22 protein-coding genes, 9 tRNA genes and 1 riboswitch are annotated in these 23,548 nt (G+C 31.5%); of the genes, 23 read left to right on the top strand and 8 right to left on the bottom strand.

Annotation, left to right across the window (positions count from 1 at the left end; translation table 11 throughout):
* Positions 1-7: 7 nt before the first annotated feature.
* Complete coding sequence (locus LQ608_RS01980) at positions 8-526, bottom strand: antibiotic biosynthesis monooxygenase family protein (protein ID WP_239749339.1); 519 nt, start codon at positions 524-526, stop codon at positions 8-10.
* Positions 527-692: 166 nt separating this feature from the next.
* On the opposite strand from LQ608_RS01980, the gene hemE reads away from it, so the two are divergent.
* From hemE to menC, 16 genes are all read left to right on the top strand, one after another.
* Positions 693-1,742: a uroporphyrinogen decarboxylase gene (hemE, locus tag LQ608_RS01975; protein ID WP_078357611.1), complete on the top strand. Its 1,050-nt coding sequence runs from the start codon at positions 693-695 to the stop codon at positions 1,740-1,742.
* 45 nt (positions 1,743-1,787) lie between these two features.
* On the top strand, positions 1,788-2,708 hold the full coding sequence (hemH, locus tag LQ608_RS01970) for a ferrochelatase (protein WP_239749338.1): 921 nt from the start codon (positions 1,788-1,790) through the stop codon (positions 2,706-2,708).
* Positions 2,709-2,741: 33 nt separating this feature from the next.
* Complete coding sequence (gene hemY / locus LQ608_RS01965; protein ID WP_239749337.1) at positions 2,742-4,136, top strand: protoporphyrinogen oxidase; 1,395 nt, start codon at positions 2,742-2,744, stop codon at positions 4,134-4,136.
* A gap of 647 nt (positions 4,137-4,783) precedes the next feature.
* Positions 4,784-4,858 (top strand) — tRNA-Glu (locus LQ608_RS01960).
* Positions 4,859-4,945: 87 nt separating this feature from the next.
* A tRNA-Met gene (locus tag LQ608_RS01955) sits at positions 4,946-5,019 on the top strand.
* 14 nt (positions 5,020-5,033) lie between these two features.
* Positions 5,034-5,109, top strand: a tRNA-Asp gene (locus LQ608_RS01950).
* Between the two features lie 10 nt (positions 5,110-5,119).
* A tRNA-Phe gene (locus tag LQ608_RS01945) sits at positions 5,120-5,192 on the top strand.
* A gap of 18 nt (positions 5,193-5,210) precedes the next feature.
* Positions 5,211-5,286 (top strand) — tRNA-His (locus tag LQ608_RS01940).
* 17 nt (positions 5,287-5,303) lie between these two features.
* Positions 5,304-5,377: transfer RNA gene (locus LQ608_RS01935), tRNA-Gly, on the top strand.
* Positions 5,378-5,384: 7 nt separating this feature from the next.
* A tRNA-Asn gene (locus LQ608_RS01930) sits at positions 5,385-5,459 on the top strand.
* Between the two features lie 4 nt (positions 5,460-5,463).
* Positions 5,464-5,535 (top strand) — tRNA-Glu (locus tag LQ608_RS01925).
* A 42-nt stretch (positions 5,536-5,577) separates the two neighbouring features.
* A tRNA-Ser gene (locus tag LQ608_RS01920) sits at positions 5,578-5,666 on the top strand.
* Positions 5,667-6,323: 657 nt separating this feature from the next.
* Positions 6,324-7,166, top strand: coding sequence for a DegV family protein (locus LQ608_RS01915; RefSeq protein ID WP_239749336.1), 843 nt, complete (start codon positions 6,324-6,326; stop codon positions 7,164-7,166).
* Positions 7,167-7,305: 139 nt separating this feature from the next.
* Positions 7,306-8,478, top strand: coding sequence for an MFS transporter (locus tag LQ608_RS01910; RefSeq protein ID WP_239749335.1), 1,173 nt, complete (start codon positions 7,306-7,308; stop codon positions 8,476-8,478).
* 130 nt (positions 8,479-8,608) lie between these two features.
* Positions 8,609-10,006: an o-succinylbenzoate--CoA ligase gene (menE, locus tag LQ608_RS01905; protein WP_239749334.1), complete on the top strand. Its 1,398-nt coding sequence runs from the start codon at positions 8,609-8,611 to the stop codon at positions 10,004-10,006.
* Entirely contained in the window at positions 9,999-10,997 is a 999-nt protein-coding gene (gene menC / locus LQ608_RS01900) for an o-succinylbenzoate synthase (protein WP_239749333.1), read from the top strand. The genes menE and menC overlap by 8 nt, the downstream gene beginning before the upstream one ends.
* Positions 10,998-11,068: 71 nt before the next feature.
* On the opposite strand, the gene yidD is transcribed toward menC, so the two are convergent.
* Together yidD and LQ608_RS01890 are read right to left on the bottom strand one after the other, a co-directional pair.
* Entirely contained in the window at positions 11,069-11,299 is a 231-nt protein-coding gene (gene yidD / locus LQ608_RS01895; RefSeq protein ID WP_078357604.1) for a membrane protein insertion efficiency factor YidD, read from the bottom strand.
* A gap of 10 nt (positions 11,300-11,309) precedes the next feature.
* Positions 11,310-12,095, bottom strand: a complete 786-nt coding sequence (locus LQ608_RS01890) for a hypothetical protein (RefSeq protein ID WP_239749332.1) — start codon at positions 12,093-12,095, stop codon at positions 11,310-11,312.
* Positions 12,096-12,161: 66 nt separating this feature from the next.
* Between LQ608_RS01890 and ytkD the strand changes: the two genes are divergently transcribed.
* Both ytkD and LQ608_RS01880 read left to right on the top strand, forming a co-directional pair.
* A complete protein-coding gene (gene ytkD / locus LQ608_RS01885) occupies positions 12,162-12,626 on the top strand; it encodes an RNA deprotection pyrophosphohydrolase (protein ID WP_078357602.1) in 465 nt (154 codons plus the stop codon).
* A complete protein-coding gene (locus LQ608_RS01880; protein ID WP_239749331.1) occupies positions 12,610-13,383 on the top strand; it encodes an alpha/beta hydrolase family protein in 774 nt (257 codons plus the stop codon). Before ytkD ends, LQ608_RS01880 begins: the two co-directional genes overlap by 17 nt.
* A gap of 49 nt (positions 13,384-13,432) precedes the next feature.
* On the opposite strand, the gene pckA is transcribed toward LQ608_RS01880, so the two are convergent.
* Positions 13,433-15,031 (bottom strand): phosphoenolpyruvate carboxykinase (ATP), encoded by a 1,599-nt coding sequence (gene pckA / locus LQ608_RS01875; protein ID WP_239749330.1) that lies wholly within the window; start codon positions 15,029-15,031, stop codon positions 13,433-13,435.
* Positions 15,032-15,212: 181 nt separating this feature from the next.
* Positions 15,213-15,325: riboswitch (SAM riboswitch) on the top strand.
* Positions 15,326-15,426: 101 nt separating this feature from the next.
* Between pckA and metK the strand changes: the two genes are divergently transcribed.
* The 4 genes from metK to LQ608_RS01855 all read left to right on the top strand — a co-directional run bounded on the left by metK (position 15,427) and on the right by LQ608_RS01855 (position 20,120).
* Positions 15,427-16,620 carry a methionine adenosyltransferase gene (metK, locus tag LQ608_RS01870; protein ID WP_239749329.1) on the top strand — a complete coding sequence of 398 codons (1,194 nt, stop codon included), beginning with the start codon at positions 15,427-15,429 and terminating at the stop codon, positions 16,618-16,620.
* A gap of 276 nt (positions 16,621-16,896) precedes the next feature.
* Complete coding sequence (locus LQ608_RS01865) at positions 16,897-17,808, top strand: nuclease-related domain-containing protein (protein ID WP_078357599.1); 912 nt, start codon at positions 16,897-16,899, stop codon at positions 17,806-17,808.
* A gap of 58 nt (positions 17,809-17,866) precedes the next feature.
* Positions 17,867-19,249 (top strand): NAD-dependent succinate-semialdehyde dehydrogenase, encoded by a 1,383-nt coding sequence (locus tag LQ608_RS01860; protein WP_239749328.1) that lies wholly within the window; start codon positions 17,867-17,869, stop codon positions 19,247-19,249.
* Positions 19,250-19,277: 28 nt separating this feature from the next.
* Positions 19,278-20,120 carry an aldo/keto reductase gene (locus tag LQ608_RS01855; RefSeq protein WP_239749327.1) on the top strand — a complete coding sequence of 281 codons (843 nt, stop codon included), beginning with the start codon at positions 19,278-19,280 and terminating at the stop codon, positions 20,118-20,120.
* A 461-nt stretch (positions 20,121-20,581) separates the two neighbouring features.
* Here the strand turns inward: LQ608_RS01855 and LQ608_RS01850 are convergent, their stop codons facing one another.
* The 4 genes from LQ608_RS01850 to LQ608_RS01835 are packed head-to-tail and all read right to left on the bottom strand — an operon-like array spanning position 20,582 to position 22,530.
* The gene (locus LQ608_RS01850; RefSeq protein ID WP_239749325.1) at positions 20,582-20,929 is read right to left on the bottom strand and encodes a fluoride efflux transporter FluC; all 348 of its coding nucleotides are present in this window, start codon (positions 20,927-20,929) and stop codon (positions 20,582-20,584) included.
* Positions 20,926-21,291 carry a fluoride efflux transporter CrcB gene (gene crcB / locus LQ608_RS01845; protein ID WP_239749324.1) on the bottom strand — a complete coding sequence of 122 codons (366 nt, stop codon included), beginning with the start codon at positions 21,289-21,291 and terminating at the stop codon, positions 20,926-20,928. Before crcB ends, LQ608_RS01850 begins: the two co-directional genes overlap by 4 nt.
* 41 nt (positions 21,292-21,332) lie before the next feature.
* Positions 21,333-21,635, bottom strand: coding sequence for a hypothetical protein (locus LQ608_RS01840; protein WP_239749323.1), 303 nt, complete (start codon positions 21,633-21,635; stop codon positions 21,333-21,335).
* Between the two features lie 46 nt (positions 21,636-21,681).
* On the bottom strand, positions 21,682-22,530 hold the full coding sequence (locus LQ608_RS01835) for an MBL fold metallo-hydrolase (protein WP_239749322.1): 849 nt from the start codon (positions 22,528-22,530) through the stop codon (positions 21,682-21,684).
* A 197-nt stretch (positions 22,531-22,727) separates the two neighbouring features.
* On the opposite strand from LQ608_RS01835, the gene LQ608_RS01830 reads away from it, so the two are divergent.
* A complete protein-coding gene (locus tag LQ608_RS01830; RefSeq protein ID WP_239749321.1) occupies positions 22,728-23,438 on the top strand; it encodes a transaldolase in 711 nt (236 codons plus the stop codon).
* Positions 23,439-23,548: the final 110 nt, after the last annotated feature.

The raw sequence follows: 23,548 nt of genomic DNA, 5'->3' as shown, positions 1-23,548 counted from the left end.
TTGTTATTTATACTTCTTCTTCTTCATCTTCATCAGGTCTATACCAATATTTTGTATAATTAGCTGTTGAATATTGTTCTGCACCAGAGAATTTTCTTGTAGCGTCTCTAGAGAAATATTCTACATAAAATGATGATTTAGTAAAATCTTCATATAATTCATTTGAATCAAAACCAACTATAATCATGTAAGTATCGCCTTTTCTAGGCTTAAGCAATCTAAATGATTCAAAACCTTCAAAGTCATCAAACTGTCCATCAATATCTACGTAATGATTTTCAAATCGATGTTGCATTTCATCAGATACAGGAATGTAGCTAACTGCTAAAAATTCATGATTTATAAATTTTCCTTTTGATTCTAAGACTTGATATTCTCTTGGTTGTGCGAAAACTGTTTTACCAGTTGTTTCATGAATAAGCACCGTCGTATCTTGTCTAGTATAATGATGGATGTCTTCCTCTGGATATTTCTTTAAAATATTATGAAGAAAATGATACGTACCAGTTGTTATATAACATTTCATAATTACAAACCTCCTATATCTCTTTATTTTGATTATAAACATGTAAGCGCTAAAATCAACCTATACATCAAATCTTTTGTATAATTTATGACTTTTTGCACTCATAGATGTCTTTATAATAGAATATGTTAAAATAGATTGTAATGATTATAATGAGGTGAAAGAAATGAGTGTACCGTTTAACGATACAATTTTAAAAGCAGCAAAAGGTGAAAGTACAACTCATACTCCAGTTTGGTTTATGAGGCAAGCAGGTCGTTCACAACCTGAATATAGAAAAATTAAAGAAAAATATTCATTATTTGAAATTACGCATCAACCTGAACTTTGTGCTTATGTAACCAAGTTACCAGTAGATCAGTATAATACAGATGCTGCAATTTTATATAAAGATATTATGACACCTTTAACAGGAATCGGAGTAGATGTAGAAATTAAATCTGGAATTGGTCCAGTTATACATAATCCAATAAAAGATATCACTGATATTAATAAATTAAGTCAAATAAACCCTGAAGAAGATGTGAAGTATGTTTTAGATACCATCAAAATTTTAACTGAAGAACAACTTAATGTACCGTTAATAGGGTTTACAGGAGCGCCATTCACATTAGCGAGCTATATGATTGAAGGTGGACCATCTAAAAATTATAATAAAACTAAAGCGTTTATGTATAAACAACCAGAAGCTTGGTTTAAATTGATGGATACACTTGCTGATATGGCGATACGCTATACGCATGCTCAAATTGATGCTGGTTGTAAAATGATACAAGTATTTGATTCTTGGGTCGGCGCATTAAATGCTGAAGATTACCATTACTTTATTAGACCATCAATGAATAAAATATTTACAGCTATAAAAGAAAAAAATGTACCAGTAACAACATTTGGTGTTGGAGCTAGTCATTTAATTGAAGAATGGAATCAATTGCCAGTTGATGTTATAGGTTTAGATTGGCGATTACAAATTAAAGAAGCACGTGAAAAAGGTATCACTAAAACTTTACAAGGAAACTTGGATCCAGCATTATTGTTAGCTCCATGGGAAGTAATTGAACAACGATTAATTCAAATTTTGGATCAAGGTTTAGAAAATCATAATTATATATTTAACCTTGGACACGGTGTGTTCCCTGAAGTTCAACCAGATACTTTAAGAAGAGTAGCTCAATTCGTACATGACTATTCAGCAAAATATAAATCACAAATGTAGTTGATAAATAAACAGCATTAATTTTACTTAAAGGGAGTATAGAAAATGAATAAAAAAGTCGGTCTTTTAGTTATGGCATATGGTACACCATATAAAGAAAGTGATATAGTGCCATACTATACGCATATTAGACATGGTCATAAACCATCTGAAGAACAAATTGAAGATTTAAAAGGACGTTACAAAGCTATCGGTGGGATTTCTCCACTAGCTGGAACAACTGAAAAACAAGCTGAAAGTTTGTTAGGTGCATTAAATGACACTTATGAAAATGTTGAGTTTAAAATGTATATTGGTCTAAAACATATTCATCCATTTATTGAAGATGCAGTTGAACAAATGCATAATGATGGTATTGAAGAAGCGGTTACAATCGTTTTAGCACCACATTATTCTAATTTCTCAGTAGGTAGCTATAATAAGCGTGCCAAAGAAGAAGCGGATAAATACGGTATAAACTTGCATCATGTTGAACAATTTTATAATGAACCAGCATTTATTTCATACTGGACAACAATGATAAATGACACTTTACAAATGATTCCTGAAGAAAGTCATGATGAAACAGTTCTAATAGTATCAGCGCATAGTTTACCTGAGAAAATTAAAAAAGCTAATGATCCTTATCCAGAACAATTAGAAGAAACAGCTAAAATATTAGCTGAAAAATCAAATATCAAACATGTTTCTGTAGGGTGGCAATCAGAAGGACAAACTGGGGAACCTTGGTTAGGACCAGATGTTCAAGATTTAACTAGAGAGCTATACAATGAACATGGATATAAACATTTTATATATACTCCTGTAGGATTTGTATGTGAACATTTAGAAGTACTATATGATAATGACTATGAATGTAAAGTTGTTTGTGATGAATTAGGTGTGAATTATCATAGACCACCAATGCCAAACATTGATCCTAAATTTATCGAAGCAATGGTATCTGCAATAAAGAAAAAATTCTAATTCGAACAATCGAATAAGAAAGAAGTGTTAAGCATGACAAAACGTATTGCAATAATAGGGGCAGGTATAACAGGGTTATCTGCTGCCTATTATTTGAAAAAAGAACAACCAGATGTTGAAATCGACGTATATGAACAATCAGATAGAGTAGGCGGTAAAATTAAAACTTATCGTAAAAATGGATATACAATTGAATTAGGGCCTGAATCTTATTTAGGTAGAAAAACAATTATGACTGAATTAGCTGAAGAAATAGGTATAGCTGATGATCTAGTTACAAATAAAACAGGACAATCATATATTTATAGCCATAATAAACTTTATCCAATACCAGGCGGTTCAATTATGGGTATACCAACAGAAATTAAGCCATTCTTAAAAACGAAACTCATTTCGCCTGTAGCTAAATTAAGAGCCGGAATGGATTACTTTTTACCTGTAAAACCAATGAAGACTGATATATCTATTGGCCATTTCTTTAGACAACGTTTAGGAAATGAAGTGTTAGAAAATTTAATCGAACCTCTTATGGCCGGTATTTATGGAGCAAATATTGATAAATTAAGCTTAAAAACGACTTTTCCTCATTTTAAAGAGCAAGAAGAAGAAGAGGGTAGTTTAATTAAAGGTATGATTGCTCAAAAATCTAAAAATAATGCTAATAAAAAAGTGACTGTTAAACCTAAAGGTCAATTTAAACAATTTAAACACGGTCTAGAATCTTTCATGATTACTCTGCGAAATGATTTAGAAAGTAAAGGAGTAAACATTCATTTAAATTCACAAGTACAAAATTTAAATGAAGAAAATGCTAAACCAATTTTAACAATTAATGGTGAAAACCATGAATATGATGGTGTGATTGTTACAGTTCCACATCAACATTTTGTTAAATGGTTTGAAGATGATCTTAAGCTAGATTATTTCAATTATATGCCTTCAACGAGTGTTGCAACAGTAGTTATGGCGTTTGATAAAGAACAAGTAGTAAATGATAAAGATGGTACAGGTTTCGTTATTGCTAGAACGAGTGATACTGCAATTACTGCATGTACATGGACTAATAAAAAATGGCCACATACAACGCCTGAAGGTAAAGTATTATTAAGAGCTTACGTAGGTAAACCAGGTTCTAATATCATTCATCATAAAGATGAAGAACAACTGAAACAAGTTGCTTTAAATGATTTAAATAAAATAATGACTATTAAAGGTGAACCAGAATTTTCAATAGTAACGAAATTACCTTATAGTATGCCTCAATATGAAGTGGGGCACATTGATCGAATAAGAGATATACAGCACCATATAGAAAAGAACTATAATAATTTAATTATTACTGGAGCTTCTTTTGATGCAGTAGGACTTCCTGATTGTGTACAGATGGCTAAAGATGCAAGTGACAAAATGATAGAGTATTTGAAGTAAATAGTAGGAAGCAGGACAGAAATTCTAATTTAACATTAGAATTTCTGTTTTTTTTTGATGGAGAGGAGTGACTAGCAACATTGGGAGCCTGAACATTGCAAGACAGGTGTGACTAGCAACATTGGAGGACTGAACATTGCAAGACAGGTGTGACTAGCAATGTTGGAGGGCTGAACATTGCAAGACAGGTGTGACTAGCAATGTTGGGAGGCTGAACATTGCAAGACAGGTGTGACTAGCAACATTGGAGGACTGAACATTGCAAGACAGGTGTGACTAGTAATGTTGGAGGACTGAACATTGCAAGACAGAGTAAACAAGCAACATTGGAGGACTGAACATTGCAAGATAGGTGTGACTAGCAACATTGGAGGTCTGAACATTGCAAGACAGAGTAAACAAGCAACATTGGAGACCTGAACATTGCAAGACAGAGTAAACTAGCAACATATGATTGAATGGCTCTAATATTATTGTTGTATTCCTCTTTATATATTTTAAAATCTTCAATAATAGATGAGTATTTTTCCCTTTAGTGACAATTGTCACATAGATGTTAAAAGTTCAAATTTTTTATTAAGAAAAGTAAAGAAATAGCATTGACGTTATCTATATTTCTATATATAATTAAGAAGTTCTCAATTAGAGGCCCCTTGGTCAAGCGGTTAAGACACCGCCCTTTCACGGCGGTAACACGGGTTCGAGTCCCGTAGGGGTCACCATTTTTTATAAAAAACAATTAATATTTTCTTGACATAATATTAATAAATGTGTTATATTAAAAAGGTAGCCAAATTACTTAATATTAACGCGGGATGGAGCAGTTCGGTAGCTCGTCGGGCTCATAACCCGAAGGTCGGTGGTTCAAATCCGCCTCCCGCAATACTTTTTAAAGATGGTCCCGTGGTGTAGCGGTTAACATGCCTGCCTGTCACGCAGGAGATCGCGGGTTCGATTCCCGTCGGGACCGCCATTTTTATTTTGGCTCAGTAGCTCAGTCGGTAGAGCAAAGGACTGAAAATCCTTGTGTCGGCGGTTCGATTCCGTCCTGAGCCATACTTTTTAACAAGTATGGCGATTGTGGCGAAGTGGTTAACGCATCGGATTGTGGTTCCGACATTCGTGGGTTCGATTCCCATCAGTCGCCCCATTTAAATTTAATATTAAGCGGGTGTAGTTTAGTGGTAAAACCTCAGCCTTCCAAGCTGATGTTGTCGGTTCGATTCCGATCACCCGCTCCATTATTATTCCACAGTAGCTCAGTGGTAGAGCTATCGGCTGTTAACCGATCGGTCGTAGGTTCGAGTCCTACCTGTGGAGCCATATAGGCCCCTTGGTCAAGCGGTTAAGACACCGCCCTTTCACGGCGGTAACACGGGTTCGAGTCCCGTAGGGGTCATATAATCAGAGGTGAAATATCGCTTCTGATTTTTTTGTTTGTGGAGAGTTGTCCGAGCTGGCCGAAGGAGCACGCCTGGAAAGTGTGTAGGCGCCACAAGCGTCTCGAGGGTTCGAATCCCTCACTCTCCGTTTGTACCTTAATAATCAACTCATCCAAGACGTTGGTATTAAAGTGTTTTCTTGCACTAGGTAAGTAAACGTGAATGAGCAAGTGTCAAATAAGTGTTAAGGGATTAATCTCTTACACGTTGACCTTGCTCTTTTTTTATTGTCTTATTTTAAGCAATAAATTGTGGTAACAGTAGCTAATGTATAGCTTGTTAAATTGGTGATTTATTAATATTTTTCGCAAATACGTCAATAGGAGCAGGAATTATATCAATTAGCTTTGCTTTTGTTAAAAATAATCACGTTAGATATATTAGTCTAATTTGGTTTGTGGTTAATATTGGGAACATATTATTTCTAATACCATTAATAACTTTTTGTTATTTTTTGTAATTTAATAAGTAGGGAGATTCAAAGATAATTAGTATTTTTAAATAGTAAATTTTATCTAAAATAATTCATATAGTACAATTAACCTTATAATATTAATCACCTAAATAATAAGGTTTGTTAATAAAATTATATTAGAATTATAAACCTATATTTTATTATATGATTGTTCGAACTTATTGTTTCTTTTTTTAATTGTGTAGAACTAAAATATATGGTATTAATAAGATTAGAGTTAAAATAATACACTAAGATGATTCGTATATTTTATATACACTGGAGGAAGTAATGAAATTAGCGTGGTTAATTGATACAACAACTTATATTGATCAAAATATTGACGAGAAAGATTTATTTGTAGTTTCTTTATCAACAATTATAGAAGACAAACCATATAAAGATACAGAGTTTGAAAGTTCAAAATCATGTTTCGATATGTTAAAGGAAAATGGTAATGGAGCAAAAACGGCTCAACCTACACCTCAAGATTTTATTGAAACTTATCAGCAAATTGAAGATGAGGGATATACGCATGTTATTGCGATTCACCCTTCAAGTAGTTTGTCGGGTACTTATGCTTCATCACTTTCAAATTCAAAAAATTTTCCTATGGAGATTCATGTTGTCGATAGCGGTACAGGGAGTTTTCCTCAGAAAGAATTAGTTGAATATGGGAGAAAGCTATATAATGAGAATAAATCATTTGATGAGATAGTGAGTAAGTTAGAAAGTGTTAAAGAAACAAGTGAATTATATTTATTACCAAGAAACCTACAGCAATTGAAAAATAGTGGTAGAGTATCTAATGGCAAATATTTATTGAGTAGCTTACTTCACATTAAACTTTTATTGAAATTAGAGAATGGAACGATAGATTTAGAACTTAAATCTAGAGGAATGAAGAAAATAGAAGCTTATTTAATTACTCGTATGAAAGAGGCTATTGATAAGGGGATTACAAGTATTGGTGTACTACATGCTGGTAATGAAGAAGAGGCACATATTTGGAAAGAACGTATTTTAACATTGAATAGTAATATAAATGTATATGTTGAACCTTTAGTACCTGTTGCTTCTGTTCATACTGGTTATGGAACGATTGGTATTGGTTGGATTAATACAACAGAATGAAATCGTTTTAAAAACTGAGAATCTATTTCTCAGTTTTTTTATTTATATAAAATTTAGAAAAAACGCTTGTCATATGCTTATAAACGTACTAATATGGATAAATCTGATTAAAATAATAAGGTTAAAGGAGTTGTGTTTGATGAAGAAGTATCCTTTAGCGATATGGATATTAAGTCTTGGTGCGTTTGCAATAGGTATGACAGAGTTTGTGATCATGGGATTACTACCAAATATTGCAAGAGACTTGAATGTAACTGTGTCTGATGCTGGACAACTGATTACAGGTTATGCACTTAGTGTTGCCATTGGAGGACCGATTATAGTTCTCGCTACATATAAGTTACCAAGAAAAAATTTACTCGTTTTATTAATGGGAATCTTTATAGTAGGTAATGGAATAGGCGGAATAGCTCCAAACTATGAATTATTAATGTTAAGTAGAATAGTTGCAGCGCTAGCACATGGATCTTTCTTTGGTATAGGTTCTATTTTAGCAGCAAGCATGGTACCACCTCATAAAAGAGCTAGTGCTATGGCGCTAATGTTTATGGGCTTAACAATGAGTAATATTATAGGTGTACCATTCGGGACTTTTGTTGGTCAAATATTTGGTTGGAAAATGACCTTTATAATTATAAGTATATTAGGTCTACTAACATTAATAGGAATTATTAAATATGTACCGAACCAAAAAGATACACAACCTATTTCTATTAAAAATGAATTAAATGTATTAAAAGACGTTAAATTATGGTTAACTCTTGGTGTAACATTATTTGGTTTTAGTAGTGTATTTGCATATTTTACTTATATTTCTCAAATTTTAATTAATGTTTCACATATAGATGAGCGATGGATTTCATTTGTTCTTATAATATTTGGTGTAGGTGTCACTTTAGGTAATATAATTGGTGGTAAACTAGCAGATTGGAATTTAAATAGAGCACTAAACATTATTTTTATTGTTTTTCCTATTTATATTTTTATGATGTACTTTATTCAAAATTATAGCTTGTTAATGGTTGTTGGTATCTTTATATTTGGACTTATAGGATTTAGTATGAGTCCTTCTCTTCAATTTAAGAGTATGGTCATTTCAAAAGATGCGCCAATGTTAGCAAGTACAATGAATCAATCTGCATTTAATATTGGTAATGCACTAGGTGCTTTTATTGGTGGAATAGTAGTAAGCCAATTAGAAGTTAAAGATCTAGCATTAGTAGCGCCATTTTTAACTATCATTGGACTAGTGTTCTTAATGTTAGAACGTATCGTTACAAAAAGAAGAATGCAACAAAGTACTTCAGCATAACTAAGAAATAATAATATAAATCCCGACAAAATTTAGACTTTGTCGGGATTTTATATTATCCATAAAGCATTTTTTATGTTCTATTATGAATTTATCGTTATAATAAATAATGATATAAGGAGGTCCAAATATGAAACATTGGATTGAACAACGCGTAATTGAATCACCAAATAAAGTAGCAATCAAACAAGATGATATTGAAATAACATATCAACAACTATTCAATGAGTCAAAAGTATATGCGTCGTATTTAAAACAACTTAATTTAAATAGGGTGGCATTTTATATAAAGAATGATATCCATCATGTATCTTTGATTATTGGAGCTTGGCTAGCGAATGTTGAGATTGTGATGATTAACACTAAATTGACATCAAGAGAAATAGAACAACAATTAGATAGTGTAAATGTACAAACTGTATTGACTTATAAATCACTTGATATTAAACAAAAGAATATAAATATAAGTGACATACTTCATATAAATAAACATAATTTAGAATTTCAATTTAAAATGGATAATATTGCTACGATAATGTTTACGTCAGGGACAACTGGACCTGCTAAAGCTGTACCTCAAACTTTTTCTAATCATTATTATAGTGCTATTGGCTGTAAAGAAAGCCTTGGTTATGATTCATTAACGAAATGGCTATCAGTGCTACCTATTTATCATATATCTGGTTTAAGTGTGCTTATACGTAGTTTAATTGAAGGTTTCACAGTAGTATTAGAAGCTAAGTTTAATATTGACCGTGTTATGCATTTGATTAAGCATGAAGGTATTACACATATTTCACTCGTTCCTCAGACATTGCAATGGTTGATTAAAGACGAATTAACAGAACCTTATAATTTGGAGAAAATACTGTTAGGTGGAGCAAAATTATCAGAATCTATGATCAATAAATCACTTGAATACAATTTACCAATTTATAATTCATTTGGTATGACAGAAACATGTTCGCAGTTTGTAACGGCAAGTCCAGAAATGTTACGTGATGAACCAAGTACGGTTGGTAAAATACCTTCAAATGTGAAACTTAAAATTTTAAATAAGAATGCTGATGGACACGGTGAGGTAGCTGTTTCAGGTGGTAATGTTATGAATGGTTATTTAACGACTAATAGCAATACTACGACATTTATAGATGGATATTTCAAGACTGGTGATATTGGATCTGTAGATGAAAATGGATACGTATATATTTATGATAGAAGAAAAGATTTAATTATTAGTGGAGGAGAAAATATATATCCTTTTGAGATAGAACATATCATGTTAAATCATCCGCAGATTAATACATGTGTTGCGGTTCCTGTTGAAGATGAAAAGTGGGGACAAGTACCTGCTTTAGTATATGAAGGTGAAAGTAAAATAGATATTAATGAATTTAAGGTTTTGTTGAATGAATATTTAGCCAAATATAAACACCCAAAATATTTTTATAAAATGGATGAAATACCAAGAACTTCAACCGGTAAACTTTCAAGGCATAAAGTGAAAGAGTGGATAACCCATGAGTAAAAATACGATGAATTTTTATTTATTTAAAGCACCGTTCAGAGTATCTATCAAAACACCTTTAATTGAAATGGAAGAACGTGAAGTATTGATTGTTGAATGGGTTGATAGTAATGGACAGAAATACTATGGAGAGTGTAATGCTTTTAGCACGGATTGGTATCATTTTGAAACGATAGATTCTGTAAAAAAAGAATTAACTAATTGGTTTGAGAGACATGTTTATGATCAAATAGATAGTTATAAACTAAGCTGTCAATTAATAGATGAACTAAATGACTTTCCGAACGCTCGAAGTGTAATGTCTATGATTTTTTATCAGAAGTTCCATGATTTATATGAATTTGATGTAGCATATGGTGCTACTGTAAATCATGATATTGAAAAATACTTTAATCAATATGACGGTGAATTACCTTCAAGAATTAAAATAAAATGGCACAATGGAATTCGAAATGATATTGCATTTTTAGAAAAATATTATCCTCAAATTAAAAGAGCTATTGATGCAAATGGAGTATTAGAAGAAAGTAATATTTCTTTATTAAACACATTTAAAGATCAAGACTTTATTTATATAGAGCAGCCATTTAATCATTATGATTTATATATGGAAAATCGTAAATCATTAATGTTACCTATATTTATTGATGAGTCAGCTTTGAATTTAGAACAAATTATTAAATTTAATAAATCTGAACTTATAGATGGGGTTGTTATTAAACCTTCCCGAATGGGAGGGATAGATAAAACTCTAGAAATAATCGATTATTGTAAAAAGAATAAATTGAAATTTGTAATAGGTGGTATGTATGAATTTGGTTTAAGTAGTTATTTCACCGCATATTTAGCTCAGCATAGTGATTATCCAAGTGATGTGACACCAAGTGATTATTATTTCATGGATGATATCGTTAAGGATAGTGCTGAAATAAAGAACAATAAAATTAAATATTTACCACCAAAAGTAGATATAGTTAAACTTATAAAATAAAGAAGTGGGATCGTAATCTAATTTTATAAAAAAGATTACAATCCCACTATGGATGACTAGGGTTGAGACAATTAATGTGTATGGTCTTTTTTTGGTGGAACTGGATCATATCCTCCTGCATGGAAAGGATGACATTTTAATATTCTTTTCGTACCTAACCATGTTCCTTTTAATGCACCATATTCAGAAATTGCTTCTACAGCATAATTAGAGCATGTTGGTTCAAATCTGCATGTAGGTGGAGTTAATGGTGATATATAGTTTTGGTATAGACGGATTAACTTAATGAATAACTTTTTCATATCAATTCTCCTATTTATAATTATTTTCTGTTAAATTTTTGTATGGTTTAACTTTAGTATTATTAAATTTATAAAATTGTGTTGTTTGTTTCATATGAATATTTATTGTTTCGTTCTTTATTTTTCCTGTAGCGACAATATCAAAGGTTAATTTTTTAGGTAATGTTTTGTCTTCTTGGAAAGTTAAATTGAATTTACCTTTTTTAATTTTTAAATCATTAATATTACTTAATGATTCTTGATCGATTAAAGGAGATTGGCTATATCCTAATTGATATAAATATTTCATTACGCTGTCGGTACCTTCATATGAAAGGGTATTGTCTTTAATCGACACATCATCTTCAATCGGTTTTAGTAAACTTTGGTTAAATGTAGTTAAATCAAACCAGTCTTGACCAATTTTTTGATAATAATCAATTTCAGCATTTTGTGCATGATAATTTAAGTATTTAGTCTTTGGTGAAGATTTGATTTCATTTGAATCTATAAAGATACTTTTGTCACGTGTTTTGAATTCCTTAGTATTACTAGACTGTTCTACATTAAATGAGAGTTTATCGTGATGATTTGTACGACCATATGAATTTTGTTTTAACTTTGTCTTTCTATCTTGAAAATCTACAGTTGTTTCATTTTTAGATTTTATAGAATGGGTATCGACATCTTTAATGTTTTTTTGAAATGCTTCAATAGCTTCACTGCTATTTTTAAAATTATTTTGACCTTGTTGACTACAACTTGCTAGAATAAGAGTAATTGTTAATATCAAGGACGTTAAGGTTAATTTTTTCAATAGTTTCTACCTTCCTAATAAAATATATATACAGTTTATCACAATCGAAGAAAGAGGTCGTGTTTCATGCGCTATAAAGATCCATATGGATTGAACGTAGATTTAGAATATAAAGAAGCGAACGATATACAAAAAGCTAAACATGTACTTGGAATTCCTATATACAAGAATAATTATATTATGACTCATCATAAAATCAGAGGAATAGAATTTCCTGGTGGAAAAGTGGAACAAAATGAAACAAATAAAGAAGCAATAGTAAGAGAATTATATGAAGAAACAGGTGCAATCCCTAAAGAAGTAACGTTTATTGCTTCATATACAGTGCATGATGAGAAACCATTCGATAAAGACGTATATTTTATTAAAGTTGATTCGATGGAGGTAAAAAGTGAGTATTTTGAAACATATGGACCGATTATTGTTCAAAATATAGATGATGTACCTGAACAAAAAAAGAGTTTTTTATTAAAAGATAAAGCAATATTAAAGTGTGTTGAAAGGGTGTATAAACTTGGATTTCTTCAGTAGAAAAAGAATGCCTGTTTTCCTTTTAGATCACGTGACAGAAGAAGTGATTTATATTGTAGATCAACTTAAAGTTAGAGGATTGCTAATGACACCTCATAAAGACGTTGAAAGAATCGTTGTTTATTTACGAGGTGGTAAAGGACAAGTTGGTAGAGTAAGGCCAGCAAGAATGTCTCAATTTAAAAATAATAACACATTAGTATTCGCTCCTTATTATCGAGGAAGTAACGGAAGCGAAGGAAGAGATCATTTTTGTGGAGACGATTTAAATGATGTAATTGTTGGTATCAATATATTAAAAGAAAAATACCCGCAAATACCTGTTCATATTATAGGATTTTCTAGAGGCGGTATACAAGGCTTACTTACGTATCAAACAGTTAAAGCAACAAGTTATATAATTTGGGGTGGAGTAACTGATTTACTTATGATGTATGAAGAGAGAATTGATTTACGAGGAATGTTAAAAAGGATGGTTGGACATCCTAAAAAGCAATATGAAGAATATGAACGTAGAAATGCTTTGAAAAACATTAATCAAGATAGCCCGCCAATTTTAATTGTTCATGGTGATAAAGATAAACAAGTTAATATCAATATGGCGTACCATTTAGAAGCACATTTAAAAGAACATAATGTAGAATATAGCACGATTTATGAACAAGGAGAAGGGCATGTATTTAGACCTGAAAAAGAAAAACAGACACTCATTCAAATTCATAATTGGATGGATAAATGTGAAAACAAAAACCCTTAAAGTTGAACTGAAATTCAACTTTAAGGGTTTTTTATGCATGGGGTTAATTTTAACGATTAAAAGTAAATCCGCCTTCTGCTTGAATGTGTTCTGAAGCCTCTCCAAATTTACAGAAGTTTTCTTTGAAATCTGAAGCAAGTTGTTTAGCTTTTTCATCATATGCTTCTGCTGATACCCATGTATTACGTGGGTATAATATTTCTGATGGTACTCCTGAAACATGTTTAGGAATATTTAGACCAAAAATATCGTCTTTAACAAATTCAGAATTTTTGATTTCTCCACTAATTGCACGACGAATCATTGAGCGTGTATGTTTTAAGTCCATTCTAGCACCTACACCATACTCTCCACCAGTCCAGCCAGTGTTCACTAAGTAAACATCTACATCATGTTCGTCAATTAATTTACCAAGTAATTCTGCATATTCTGTCGCATGTAATGGTAAGAATGGAGAGCCGAAACAAGTTGAGAATACAGGTTGTGGACTCGTTACGCCTCTTTCTGTTCCTGCTAATTTAGATGTAAATCCACTTAAGAAGTGATACATCGCTTGTGATTTATCTAATTTTGAAATTGGAGGTAATACACCAAATGCATCTGCTGTTAAGAAGATGATTGTATTTGGATGACCTGCAATTGATGGTGTTACAATATTATCTATAAAATCGATAGGGTATGCTGCTCTAGTATTTTCTGTTAATGAAGTGTCGTTGTAATCAACTGATCCACAAGATTTAACACCTACATTTTCTAATACTGTACCATATCGAATTGCATCATAAATTTGTGGTTCTTTTTCTCGACTAAGGCTTACTGTTTTAGCGTAACAGCCTCCTTCGATATTGAAGACACCATTCTCATTCCAACCGTGTTCATCGTCTCCGATAAGTTTTCTATTTGGATCAGCAGATAAAGTTGTTTTACCTGTTCCAGATAGACCGAAGAATAAAGCGACATCTTTGTTATAACCAACATTAGCTGAGCAATGCATGCTCATAATGCCTTTTTTAGGTAACAAGTAGTTCATAACAGAGAATATACCTTTTTTCATTTCACCAGCATATTCAGTACCACCAATTAATATAACGCGATGTTTGAATGAAGTGATAATAAATGTTTCAGAGTTTGTGCCGTCCTTTTCTGGATTTGCTTTAAATCCAGGTGCACTGATAACAGTAAAGTTAGGATTAATATTTAGTGCATCTTCTTTAGTTTCAGGACGTATAAACATATTTTGAGCAAATAGATTATGCCAAGGTAACTCATTAATCACACGTAAATTTAAGCGTGATGATTCATCTGCACCAGCATATCCATTGAAGACATAAAGTTGTGATTTTTGGTTTAAATAGTCAATAACTTGATCATATAAATTTAAGAAGCTATTTTCTGAGATAGGTTGATTGATTGTTCCCCAATCAATATCTTGTTCTGTATCTGCTTCTTTTACAATAAATTTGTCTTTAGGTGAACGTCCGGTATATTTCCCTGTTTCCATTCTAATAGCACCAGATTCAGTTAATACCCCTTCACCAGATTCTAGAATATGACTATATAATTCAGTTCTAGAGAGTTGTTTGTGTGTAGTTTCCTTATTAAGAAGGTTAGAAAGTTCGATTGATTCTGTAATTGACTGTATTGCCATAAATGACGACCCCCATGTCTTATATTAGTGTTGTAAGCATTTTCATGGAATTAGTATAACACATTAAAATATATAGTCTATACTAATAGGTAAATTTATTTTAAAAATTTATGACAATTGAATTATATTTCGTTGCATTGACATAATCAGAAAACTCTAGTATTATCGTCTTTGACGGATTCTCTTATCCTGAGTGGTGGAGGGACATGGACCCAATGAAACCCAGCAACCTCTTTCTATTTGAAAGAAAGGTGCCAAACCGTTTGCAGACCAATATTGTCTGAACGATAAGAGCGAATGGACGAGTGTGCCTTCTCTCTATTTTTATTGAGAGAGGGCACTTTTTATTTGCGCAGAGAAAGAGACCGTACAACATTATTTAAAGGAGATTTTTTATGTTAAAGAATAGAAGACTCTTCACATCTGAATCAGTAACAGAAGGGCATCCAGATAAGATTGCGGATCAAATTTCTGACGCAATTTTGGACGAATTATTAAAAGGTGACCCTAAAGCTAGAGTCGCTTGCGAAACAACAGTAACAACAGGTATGGCTTTAATTGCAGGTGAAATTTCAACTTCAACATATGTTGATATACCTAAAGTAGTAAGACAAACTGTAAAAGATATAGGATATACGAGAGCAAAATATGGCTATGATTTTCAAACAATGGCGATTTTAACTGCAATTGATGAACAATCTCCAGATATAGCGCAAGGTGTAGATTGTGCGTTAGAAGATAGAGATGACTTAACTGATAGAGAAATTGAGTCTATTGGTGCAGGAGACCAAGGGCTTATGTTCGGATATGCAACAAATGAAACAGAAACTTATATGCCGTTACCAGGTTATTTAGCACATCAATTAGCTAAACGATTAACAGATGTTCGTAAAGAAGGCACTTTAGATTATTTACGTCCAGATGGTAAGACACAAGTAACAGTTGAATATGACGAGAATGATAAACCTGTAAGAGTTGATACAATTGTTATTTCTTCACAACATCATGAAAAAATTGAACTAGAAAAAATACAACAAGATATTAAAGATCATGTTATTTACCCAATCGTTCCTAAAGCGTTATTAGATGATGAAACTAAATTCTTTATTAATCCAACAGGTAGATTTGTAATTGGTGGACCACAAGGTGATGCAGGATTAACTGGGAGAAAAATCATCGTAGATACATACGGTGGTTATGCTAGACATGGTGGTGGATGTTTCAGTGGGAAAGATCCAACTAAAGTGGATAGATCAGGAGCTTATGCAGCGCGTTATGTAGCTAAAAATATTGTCGCTAGTGGACTTGCAGACAAATGTGAAGTTCAGTTAGCATATGCAATAGGTGTGGCTCAGCCAGTTTCAATATCAATAGAAACATTTGGAACTGGTAAAGTTGAAGAAACAACTTTAGTAGAAAAAATTAGAGAAGTATTTGACTTAAGACCTGCAGGCATTATACAAATGCTGAATTTAAGACAACCTATTTATAAAAAAACTGCAGCATATGGACATTTTGGAAGAACAGATGTTCAATTACCATGGGAAGAATTAGATAAAGTAGACTTATTAAAAGATTTACTTAAATAAACTAAAAAACACTGTATAAAAAATTACCTTTTTATGCAGTGCTTTTTTAATTTCTGCAAATATTGGACTTTGCTTATAGGTTTTGTACATGTTATTTAAAGTGTTTTTATTGGAAATTAAATTAATTTACTATTAAAGTGAGGAATAACTATTCAAATGTACGAAGTATTAAAAAATATAATGGGATAATTAATATATTTGATGATAAATACTGAATTAATTTGAATTTTTTACTATAATAGAAGTAATACTTATGAAAGGGAGCGATCTGCAATTATGAGTCAATTAGAACCGATTCATTATGGATTAATCGCAGCAGTTGTTATTGCGATATTATTTATTATATTATTCTTTGTTTCGTTAAAACAAAAGAAAAAATCTTTGACTAAGATTCAAGAATCTCATAAACAACAAAACGAGTCGCTAAAATCTGAACACAAAGAGAAGTTAGATCATGAAAGAGTAGAGAATAAAAAGGTTCTAACTAAACAAAAAGAATCACATCAACAAGAAATTTCACAAAAAGAAAGAGAAATTGACTCATTAAAGTTATTTTCCAAGAATGAAGGGGAATATATAACTGATAGACATTTATTAGAATTAAGAGATCAACTTGTAAATGAACGTAGAATTAGACCTGAAGATATGCATATAATGGCTAATATATTTTTACCTAAAGATCCTTTAGGCAAAGTAAGACAAATAGACCATTTAGTATTAACTAGAACAGGCATTTATGTTATTGACTCAAATTTAGTAAGTGGTCACATCTATCACGGTATTACAGAACAGCAGTTTAATGATTTTCCAGTATTAGGACAAGTTTTTGGAACTTTGGATTTAAATCCAAATAAAGAACAAACGTTATTACTAGAAAAACAATCAAATAATAAAACTGCAGCATTTCATTCATATACTGATGAAGTTAAAGAAGTTGATGGTACAACAGAAGAATTACAACGACAACTGGAACTTAAATATACACCAACACCAATCATATACTTCCATCCTAACGAAGTGAGTGAAGCTACTATAAGTAATTACTCACAAGATCCTAACATTAAAGTGTTAGTAGGAGAAAAACAACTACAACATTTCTTTAATAAATTTGTCTTCCATGGTAGATTCCAATATAGTGTGGAAGACCTTGAAAGAATTATGGATGAAATTGAAAAGTTTAATCCTTAGAAACAAAGCGCTGCATATTATGTAGCGCTATTTTTATATAAAAAAGGTGGAATATAAAATGGGAAATGAAAAATTTGATGTTAAGAATCCGGCAACTGGTGAAGTGATTGAAACGTTAAAAAATAATAGTGAAGATGAAATTAATGAAAAAATTAAACGTTCACATGAAGCATTCCAAGATTATAAGAAGAAACCTGCCCACGATAGAAGTGCTTTATTGTATAAATGGTATGAATTGATTTTAAAAAATATAGATGAAATTGCTTTAACTATGACTAAGGAAAGTGGAAAGCCTTTAAAAGAATCTAAAGGTGAGGTTAAATATGCAACTGATTATATTTTATGGTTTGCTGAAGAAGCAAAACGTACTTATGGTAGAACAATACCAGAACATGTAGATAATAAGAGATTAATTGTAACGAGAGCGCCTGTTGGAGTCGTCGCTAGTATAACTCCTTGGAATTTCCCAGCAGCAATGATGACTAGAAAGGCGGCTCCGGCATTAGCAGCAGGATGTACATTTATATGTAAACCTGCACAGGATACGCCACTTACAACTATGAAATTAGTTGATTTAGCTCATGAAGCTGGTTTTGAAAAAGATGTAATTCAATATGTAAATGGAACAGGTAAAGATATAGGAAAAATATTTACTAAGCATCCATTGATTTCAAAAATAACATACACTGGATCTACACCAGTTGGTAAGCAATTAATGGAACAATCAAGTTCTACACTTAAAAAAGTGACATTAGAACTAGGAGGTCACGCGCCACTTATAGTCCATGAAGATGCAGACATAGATAAAGCAGTTAAAGGAACAATTGCTTCAAAATTTAGAAATGCGGGTCAAACTTGTGTCTGTGCAAATAGAATTTATGTTCATGAATCCATTAAAGATTCATTTGAAGAGGCATTAAGATCAGAAGTAAGTAAATTAAAAGTAGGTAATGGTCAAGATGAATCTACAGATATTGGACCGGTTATTAATGCAGATGGATTTGAAAAAATAAAATCTCATATAGACGACGCAACAAGTAAAGGTGCACGAATCGTAACAGGAGGAGATAGCTATAGAGATGGTGGTTATTATATAACACCTACAGTACTTGCAGATGTAACTGACGATATGCAAATTATGGTTGAGGAAACATTTGGACCGGTAGCACCAATTACAACATATAAAGAAATTGATGAAGTTATTCAAAAAGCTAACGATACTCCATTTGGACTTGCAGCATATTTCTTTACAGAGAACTATAGTATTGGTATACAATTGTATGAGAACTTAGATTATGGTGTAATTGGATGGAATGATGGTGGCCCAAGTGCTGCTCATATACCATTCGGAGGCATGAAAGAAAGTGGATTTGGACGAGAAGGCGGTTCTGAAGGTATAGAACCTTACCTTGAGACTAAAGTCGTTTCAATATTAATCTAAGTATTTAAGGAAACCAGGAGGCAATATAATGACACAGAAATTAGTTGAGTTTTATAACGGTAATAGTATACCAGCGCTAGGATTAGGTACATTTAGAGTGGAAAATAATGATGAATGTCGAGAAGCTGTTAAACATGCAATAATTAGTGGCTATAAACATATTGATACTGCACAAACTTATCAAAACGAAGAAAAAGTAGGTCAAGGTATTAAAGAAGGTTTAGAGGAAGCTGGGTTAAACAGAGAAGATTTGTTTATCACAACTAAACTTTGGATGTCAGATTATGGTAGAGAAAATGTACAATCAGCATATGAAGCTTCATTAAAGAGATTAGGTTTAGATTATGTTGATTTATATTTAATCCATTGGCCAGGTCAAGATAAAGCTTTGATTTCTGAAACATGGAAAGCCATGGAAGATCTATATAATGATGGAAAAATAAAAAATATAGGTGTAAGTAATTTCCATGTCAATCATTTAGAAGAATTGTTGCAAGAAGCTTCTATAAAACCAGTGATTAATCAAATCGAATGTCACCCTTATTTAATTCAAAAAGATTTGAGAACATACTTAGAAGCTCAAAAAATTGTAGCACAATCATGGTCTCCATTAATGAATGGGCAAATATTAGAAGATGAAGTCGTTAAAGAAATAGCAAATGAATTAGGTAAAACACCTGCACAAGTCATTATAAGATGGAATATTGATGAGAATATTGTTGTTATACCAAAATCAGTGACACCATCTCGTATAGAAGAAAATTTAAATGTATTTGATTTTGAATTATCAGATAGCCAATTATCAAGATTAAATGCTTTAAATAAAGACGAAAGAATTGGTCCAGACCCAGAATCTTTCACAGGTAAATAAAATAGAGCTTAGTATATATTTGTCATAGAAATTTTATAAGAGCAGAAATTCAATTTTAATAATGAATTTCTGCTCTTATTTTTTATGAAAATCATATTGGGAACTCTTAGACTTTGTTGGTATTTTTTTATGCGCATGCTTACACTTCTTTCGACTTGTGTGAATATAGATACCCTTAGTTACACTTCTTTCCATTTATGTGACTATGGTACATCTTTGCATACACTTCTACTGACTTATGTAAATATAGACACTTAAGATTAATTGCCTTTGACATAAATGTCCTAGCATTTTAATGATATTCATTTAGCTAACTCTTAGAACTAACATTTTTCTATATAAATATGGTTATTACAACGATTTTGTAGTGCTGACGCCTGAGGGAATAGTATGAGTGAGAGACTACAGGCTCGAACCATACCCCTAGGCAAGCATGCACGAACAAAATCGTAAGATTGTATTTAAATATGATAGCCTAAATAACAAGAACCAATCGAAAGTATAATTGTTAATAATAAATAGATTATAAGCTTTTTATATGATTTTAATAAATATTGTTCATAAATTTCTAAAATATGTGTTGAAAAAGTAGTGAATCCTCCACAAAATCCTAACGCAATTATTGCATAACTAAATGAGCTTGAATTTAAATACTGAGCAACAAAACCTATCATTAAACTACCAAGAATGTTAACGACTAAAGTTGCTATAGGAAATGAATATGCAAAATATTTAGTAAGTGTAACATTAACAAACTGTCTACATACTGCGCCAATACCTGAACTTATCATAATGTATATAAGTGTCATGAATGTTTTGATCCTTTCTTATAACCTAGTGCTATAAAGATAAATCCAAGTAACATGCTAGTTATTAAATATAGACTGGCCAATAGAAAATGACCGTTTTCTAATAAAACGACAGTATCTAAACTGAGTGAAGAATATGTAGTGAAAGCGCCAATAAATCCAGTTGTTATCATTTTTTTGATATTTGGATGTGCTTTAAAATAATTTATAAAGTAAGTTGAACAAATACCCATTAGAAAAGCACCGATTACATTTATAAGTAGAGTTGAAAAGGGGAATGTAGTATTTGAAATGACCAATGATGCTAAATACCTTAAACCTCCACCAAAAGCACCGCCTATAAATATAGCTAAATAAATCATATAAACCTCCTCATTAAAAAAAGAGAAACATAATGTTTCTCTTAAATTATTCCAAAGAATTTAATTATAACGACAATGTGATAAATAATGACGATGAATAGAACAATTGGTAATAGTTTATTTAATTTAGAAATTGTTTTGTGTTCATCAGTTTGATACTTTATTGACTTATCAGTAGTAATAACTGCAATAAGTATCAAAATACCGTTTAAAATACTACTTATTAACACAAGTGAAACTAAGGACCCAAACATTGTTTCAATAAGTGGATTCTGCGCACTTAAAAATAAGCTTATAATTATGAGTACAACTGATATATAAAAATAGCGTTTAGCTTTATCCATGATGCCCTCCAAAAATTCCATATAATCGTCAATATTAACATACAAGTTATTTTATTGCATCTAATAATTGCATTACTTCTTGAAAATCATCCATCTTTTTACAGTGACTAGGGATAATGAAAAACGGTGGCTCCATCTCTTTTTTTAAATCTATTAACTTAGAGTGAGTTTCAATGAAAAGTTCACCGTTATATGCATTACGCAATAATCTTTTAGTTGGTAAAACATTTTTTTCAATATTTGAGCGACACCATGCAGCATCACTACACATGAAAATAATTAAATTTGAAAACTCTAGCATTAATCCGAACTGTCCTGGCATTGCACCAGGTAGATTGTAACTAACAATTGCATCTTGATTAAAGACTTTATTACCTTTTCCTAAAATAGGGTGTTCAGTCTGTTCAAAGTCTTCTATGAATTCAATGCGTTCTTTAAAATCATCAGGCATTACGTGAAAACTTAACTGAAGATTATTATTAGATACTTGCTGAGTAATGAAGTCATGGTAAGCTTCGTTTGAAGTAATGATAGTAGCATTTTTAAAAGCATTTAAATAGCCAATATGGTGACTAGCAAAGTTAGTGATTATGCAATAATCTATTTCATCAGGGTGCACATGATCCTTTAATAATTGACTAGGCAAGGTTTCGAATATTTTATAGTCTTGTCTATGAAAAAGCTTTAAAGTTTTTAAGTCTGTACTTGGTTTAACATGTTCAGAAAAGCCAGTGTTTATCAGTATTTTAAAATCATTTATCTCTAAATAATATGAGAAGATATAGTACCGTTCAACTAGACTTTTATTACTACTATTGATGACTGCTTCGTCACCTAAAAAGGATCCAGTTGTATATAGCTTGAAGTGTTTAATAGTTTCTAAGTTCTCAGCCATCAAAATACACCACCTAAGTAATTGGTTTTATATTACTTACAATTATTTTTAAATTTATATTTATGCTAATTATGACATAAAACGACTTAAAAAACATTTATAATAACTCGGAAAATATTATTTAAATCAAATAACTTAGTAAGCGATTGCAAAATATGGTACGATAAATTCACATAAGTTAGAAAGGAATGAATTTCATGAGTAATCTTAAAGTACAAGTATTTGCAGATGGTGCAGACATCGAGGAAATGAAGCAAGCGTATAAGAATAAAGAAGTAGACGGTTTTACTACTAATCCTAGTTTAATGAAAAAAGCTGGTGTAACAGATTATAAAACATTTGCTGAAGAAGTAGTTAAAGCAATTCCAGATGCTTCAATATCATTTGAAGTATTTGCAGATGATATAGAAACAATGGCTAAAGAAGCTGAAATATTAAAACAATATGGTGAAAATGTATTCGTTAAAATCCCAGTTGTAAATACTCAAGGTGAATCTATGATTCCACTAATTAAACAGCTTTCTGAAAATAACGTAAAAGTAAACATAACAGCTGTTTATACAATAGAGCAAGTAAAAGAAATAGTAGATGTAATCAAACCAGGTGTTGAAACGTACGTATCAGTATTTGCTGGTAGAATTGCAGACACAGGTGTAGATCCATTACCATTAATGAAAGAATCAGAAAAAGTTTGTCACAGTAAAGAAGGCGTTAAATTGCTATGGGCTAGTTGTAGAGAATTATTCAATGTAGTCCAAGCTGATGAAATCGGTGTAGATATCATCACTTGTCCAAAAGACGTAGTAGCAAAAGTACCAAACATTGGTAGAGATGTTAATGAATTATCAGTGGATACTGTAAAAGGATTCGCTAAAGATATTAAAGCAAGTGGATTAAGCATTCTTTAATCAAGGGGTTTAAAAGCAAGTCACTATTAGTGGCTTGCTTTTTGATTTTTAATTTTTTAAAATAGGTATACCTAAAACATAAATAAGCAAAATAATTTATATTATTTTAC

Origin of the sequence: Mammaliicoccus sp. H-M34, assembly GCF_022386495.1 — a bacterium.
Taxonomy (GTDB): domain Bacteria; phylum Bacillota; class Bacilli; order Staphylococcales; family Staphylococcaceae; genus Mammaliicoccus; species Mammaliicoccus fleurettii.
The sequence above is the reverse complement of the archived record's forward strand: the minus strand, read 5'-3'. Positions and strand labels throughout refer to the sequence as shown.

Coding starts and splice junctions, on each gene's coding strand:
- LQ608_RS01980 (WP_239749339.1), bottom strand. CDS start 526: ATGAAATGTTATATAACAACTGGTACGTATCATTTTCTTCATAATATT.
- menC (WP_239749333.1), top strand. CDS start 9,999: ATGAGTAAAAATACGATGAATTTTTATTTATTTAAAGCACCGTTCAGA.
- LQ608_RS01835 (WP_239749322.1), bottom strand. CDS start 22,530: ATGGCTGAGAACTTAGAAACTATTAAACACTTCAAGCTATATACAACT.
- yidD (WP_078357604.1), bottom strand. CDS start 11,299: ATGAAAAAGTTATTCATTAAGTTAATCCGTCTATACCAAAACTATATA.
- metK (WP_239749329.1), top strand. CDS start 15,427: ATGTTAAAGAATAGAAGACTCTTCACATCTGAATCAGTAACAGAAGGG.
- menE (WP_239749334.1), top strand. CDS start 8,609: ATGAAACATTGGATTGAACAACGCGTAATTGAATCACCAAATAAAGTA.
- pckA (WP_239749330.1), bottom strand. CDS start 15,031: ATGGCAATACAGTCAATTACAGAATCAATCGAACTTTCTAACCTTCTT.
- LQ608_RS01850 (WP_239749325.1), bottom strand. CDS start 20,929: ATGACACTTATATACATTATGATAAGTTCAGGTATTGGCGCAGTATGT.
- hemH (WP_239749338.1), top strand. CDS start 1,788: ATGAATAAAAAAGTCGGTCTTTTAGTTATGGCATATGGTACACCATAT.
- crcB (WP_239749324.1), bottom strand. CDS start 21,291: ATGATTTATTTAGCTATATTTATAGGCGGTGCTTTTGGTGGAGGTTTA.
- LQ608_RS01860 (WP_239749328.1), top strand. CDS start 17,867: ATGGGAAATGAAAAATTTGATGTTAAGAATCCGGCAACTGGTGAAGTG.
- LQ608_RS01855 (WP_239749327.1), top strand. CDS start 19,278: ATGACACAGAAATTAGTTGAGTTTTATAACGGTAATAGTATACCAGCG.
- LQ608_RS01865 (WP_078357599.1), top strand. CDS start 16,897: ATGAGTCAATTAGAACCGATTCATTATGGATTAATCGCAGCAGTTGTT.
- hemE (WP_078357611.1), top strand. CDS start 693: ATGAGTGTACCGTTTAACGATACAATTTTAAAAGCAGCAAAAGGTGAA.
- LQ608_RS01915 (WP_239749336.1), top strand. CDS start 6,324: ATGAAATTAGCGTGGTTAATTGATACAACAACTTATATTGATCAAAAT.
- hemY (WP_239749337.1), top strand. CDS start 2,742: ATGACAAAACGTATTGCAATAATAGGGGCAGGTATAACAGGGTTATCT.
- ytkD (WP_078357602.1), top strand. CDS start 12,162: ATGCGCTATAAAGATCCATATGGATTGAACGTAGATTTAGAATATAAA.
- LQ608_RS01840 (WP_239749323.1), bottom strand. CDS start 21,635: ATGGATAAAGCTAAACGCTATTTTTATATATCAGTTGTACTCATAATT.
- LQ608_RS01910 (WP_239749335.1), top strand. CDS start 7,306: ATGAAGAAGTATCCTTTAGCGATATGGATATTAAGTCTTGGTGCGTTT.
- LQ608_RS01830 (WP_239749321.1), top strand. CDS start 22,728: ATGAGTAATCTTAAAGTACAAGTATTTGCAGATGGTGCAGACATCGAG.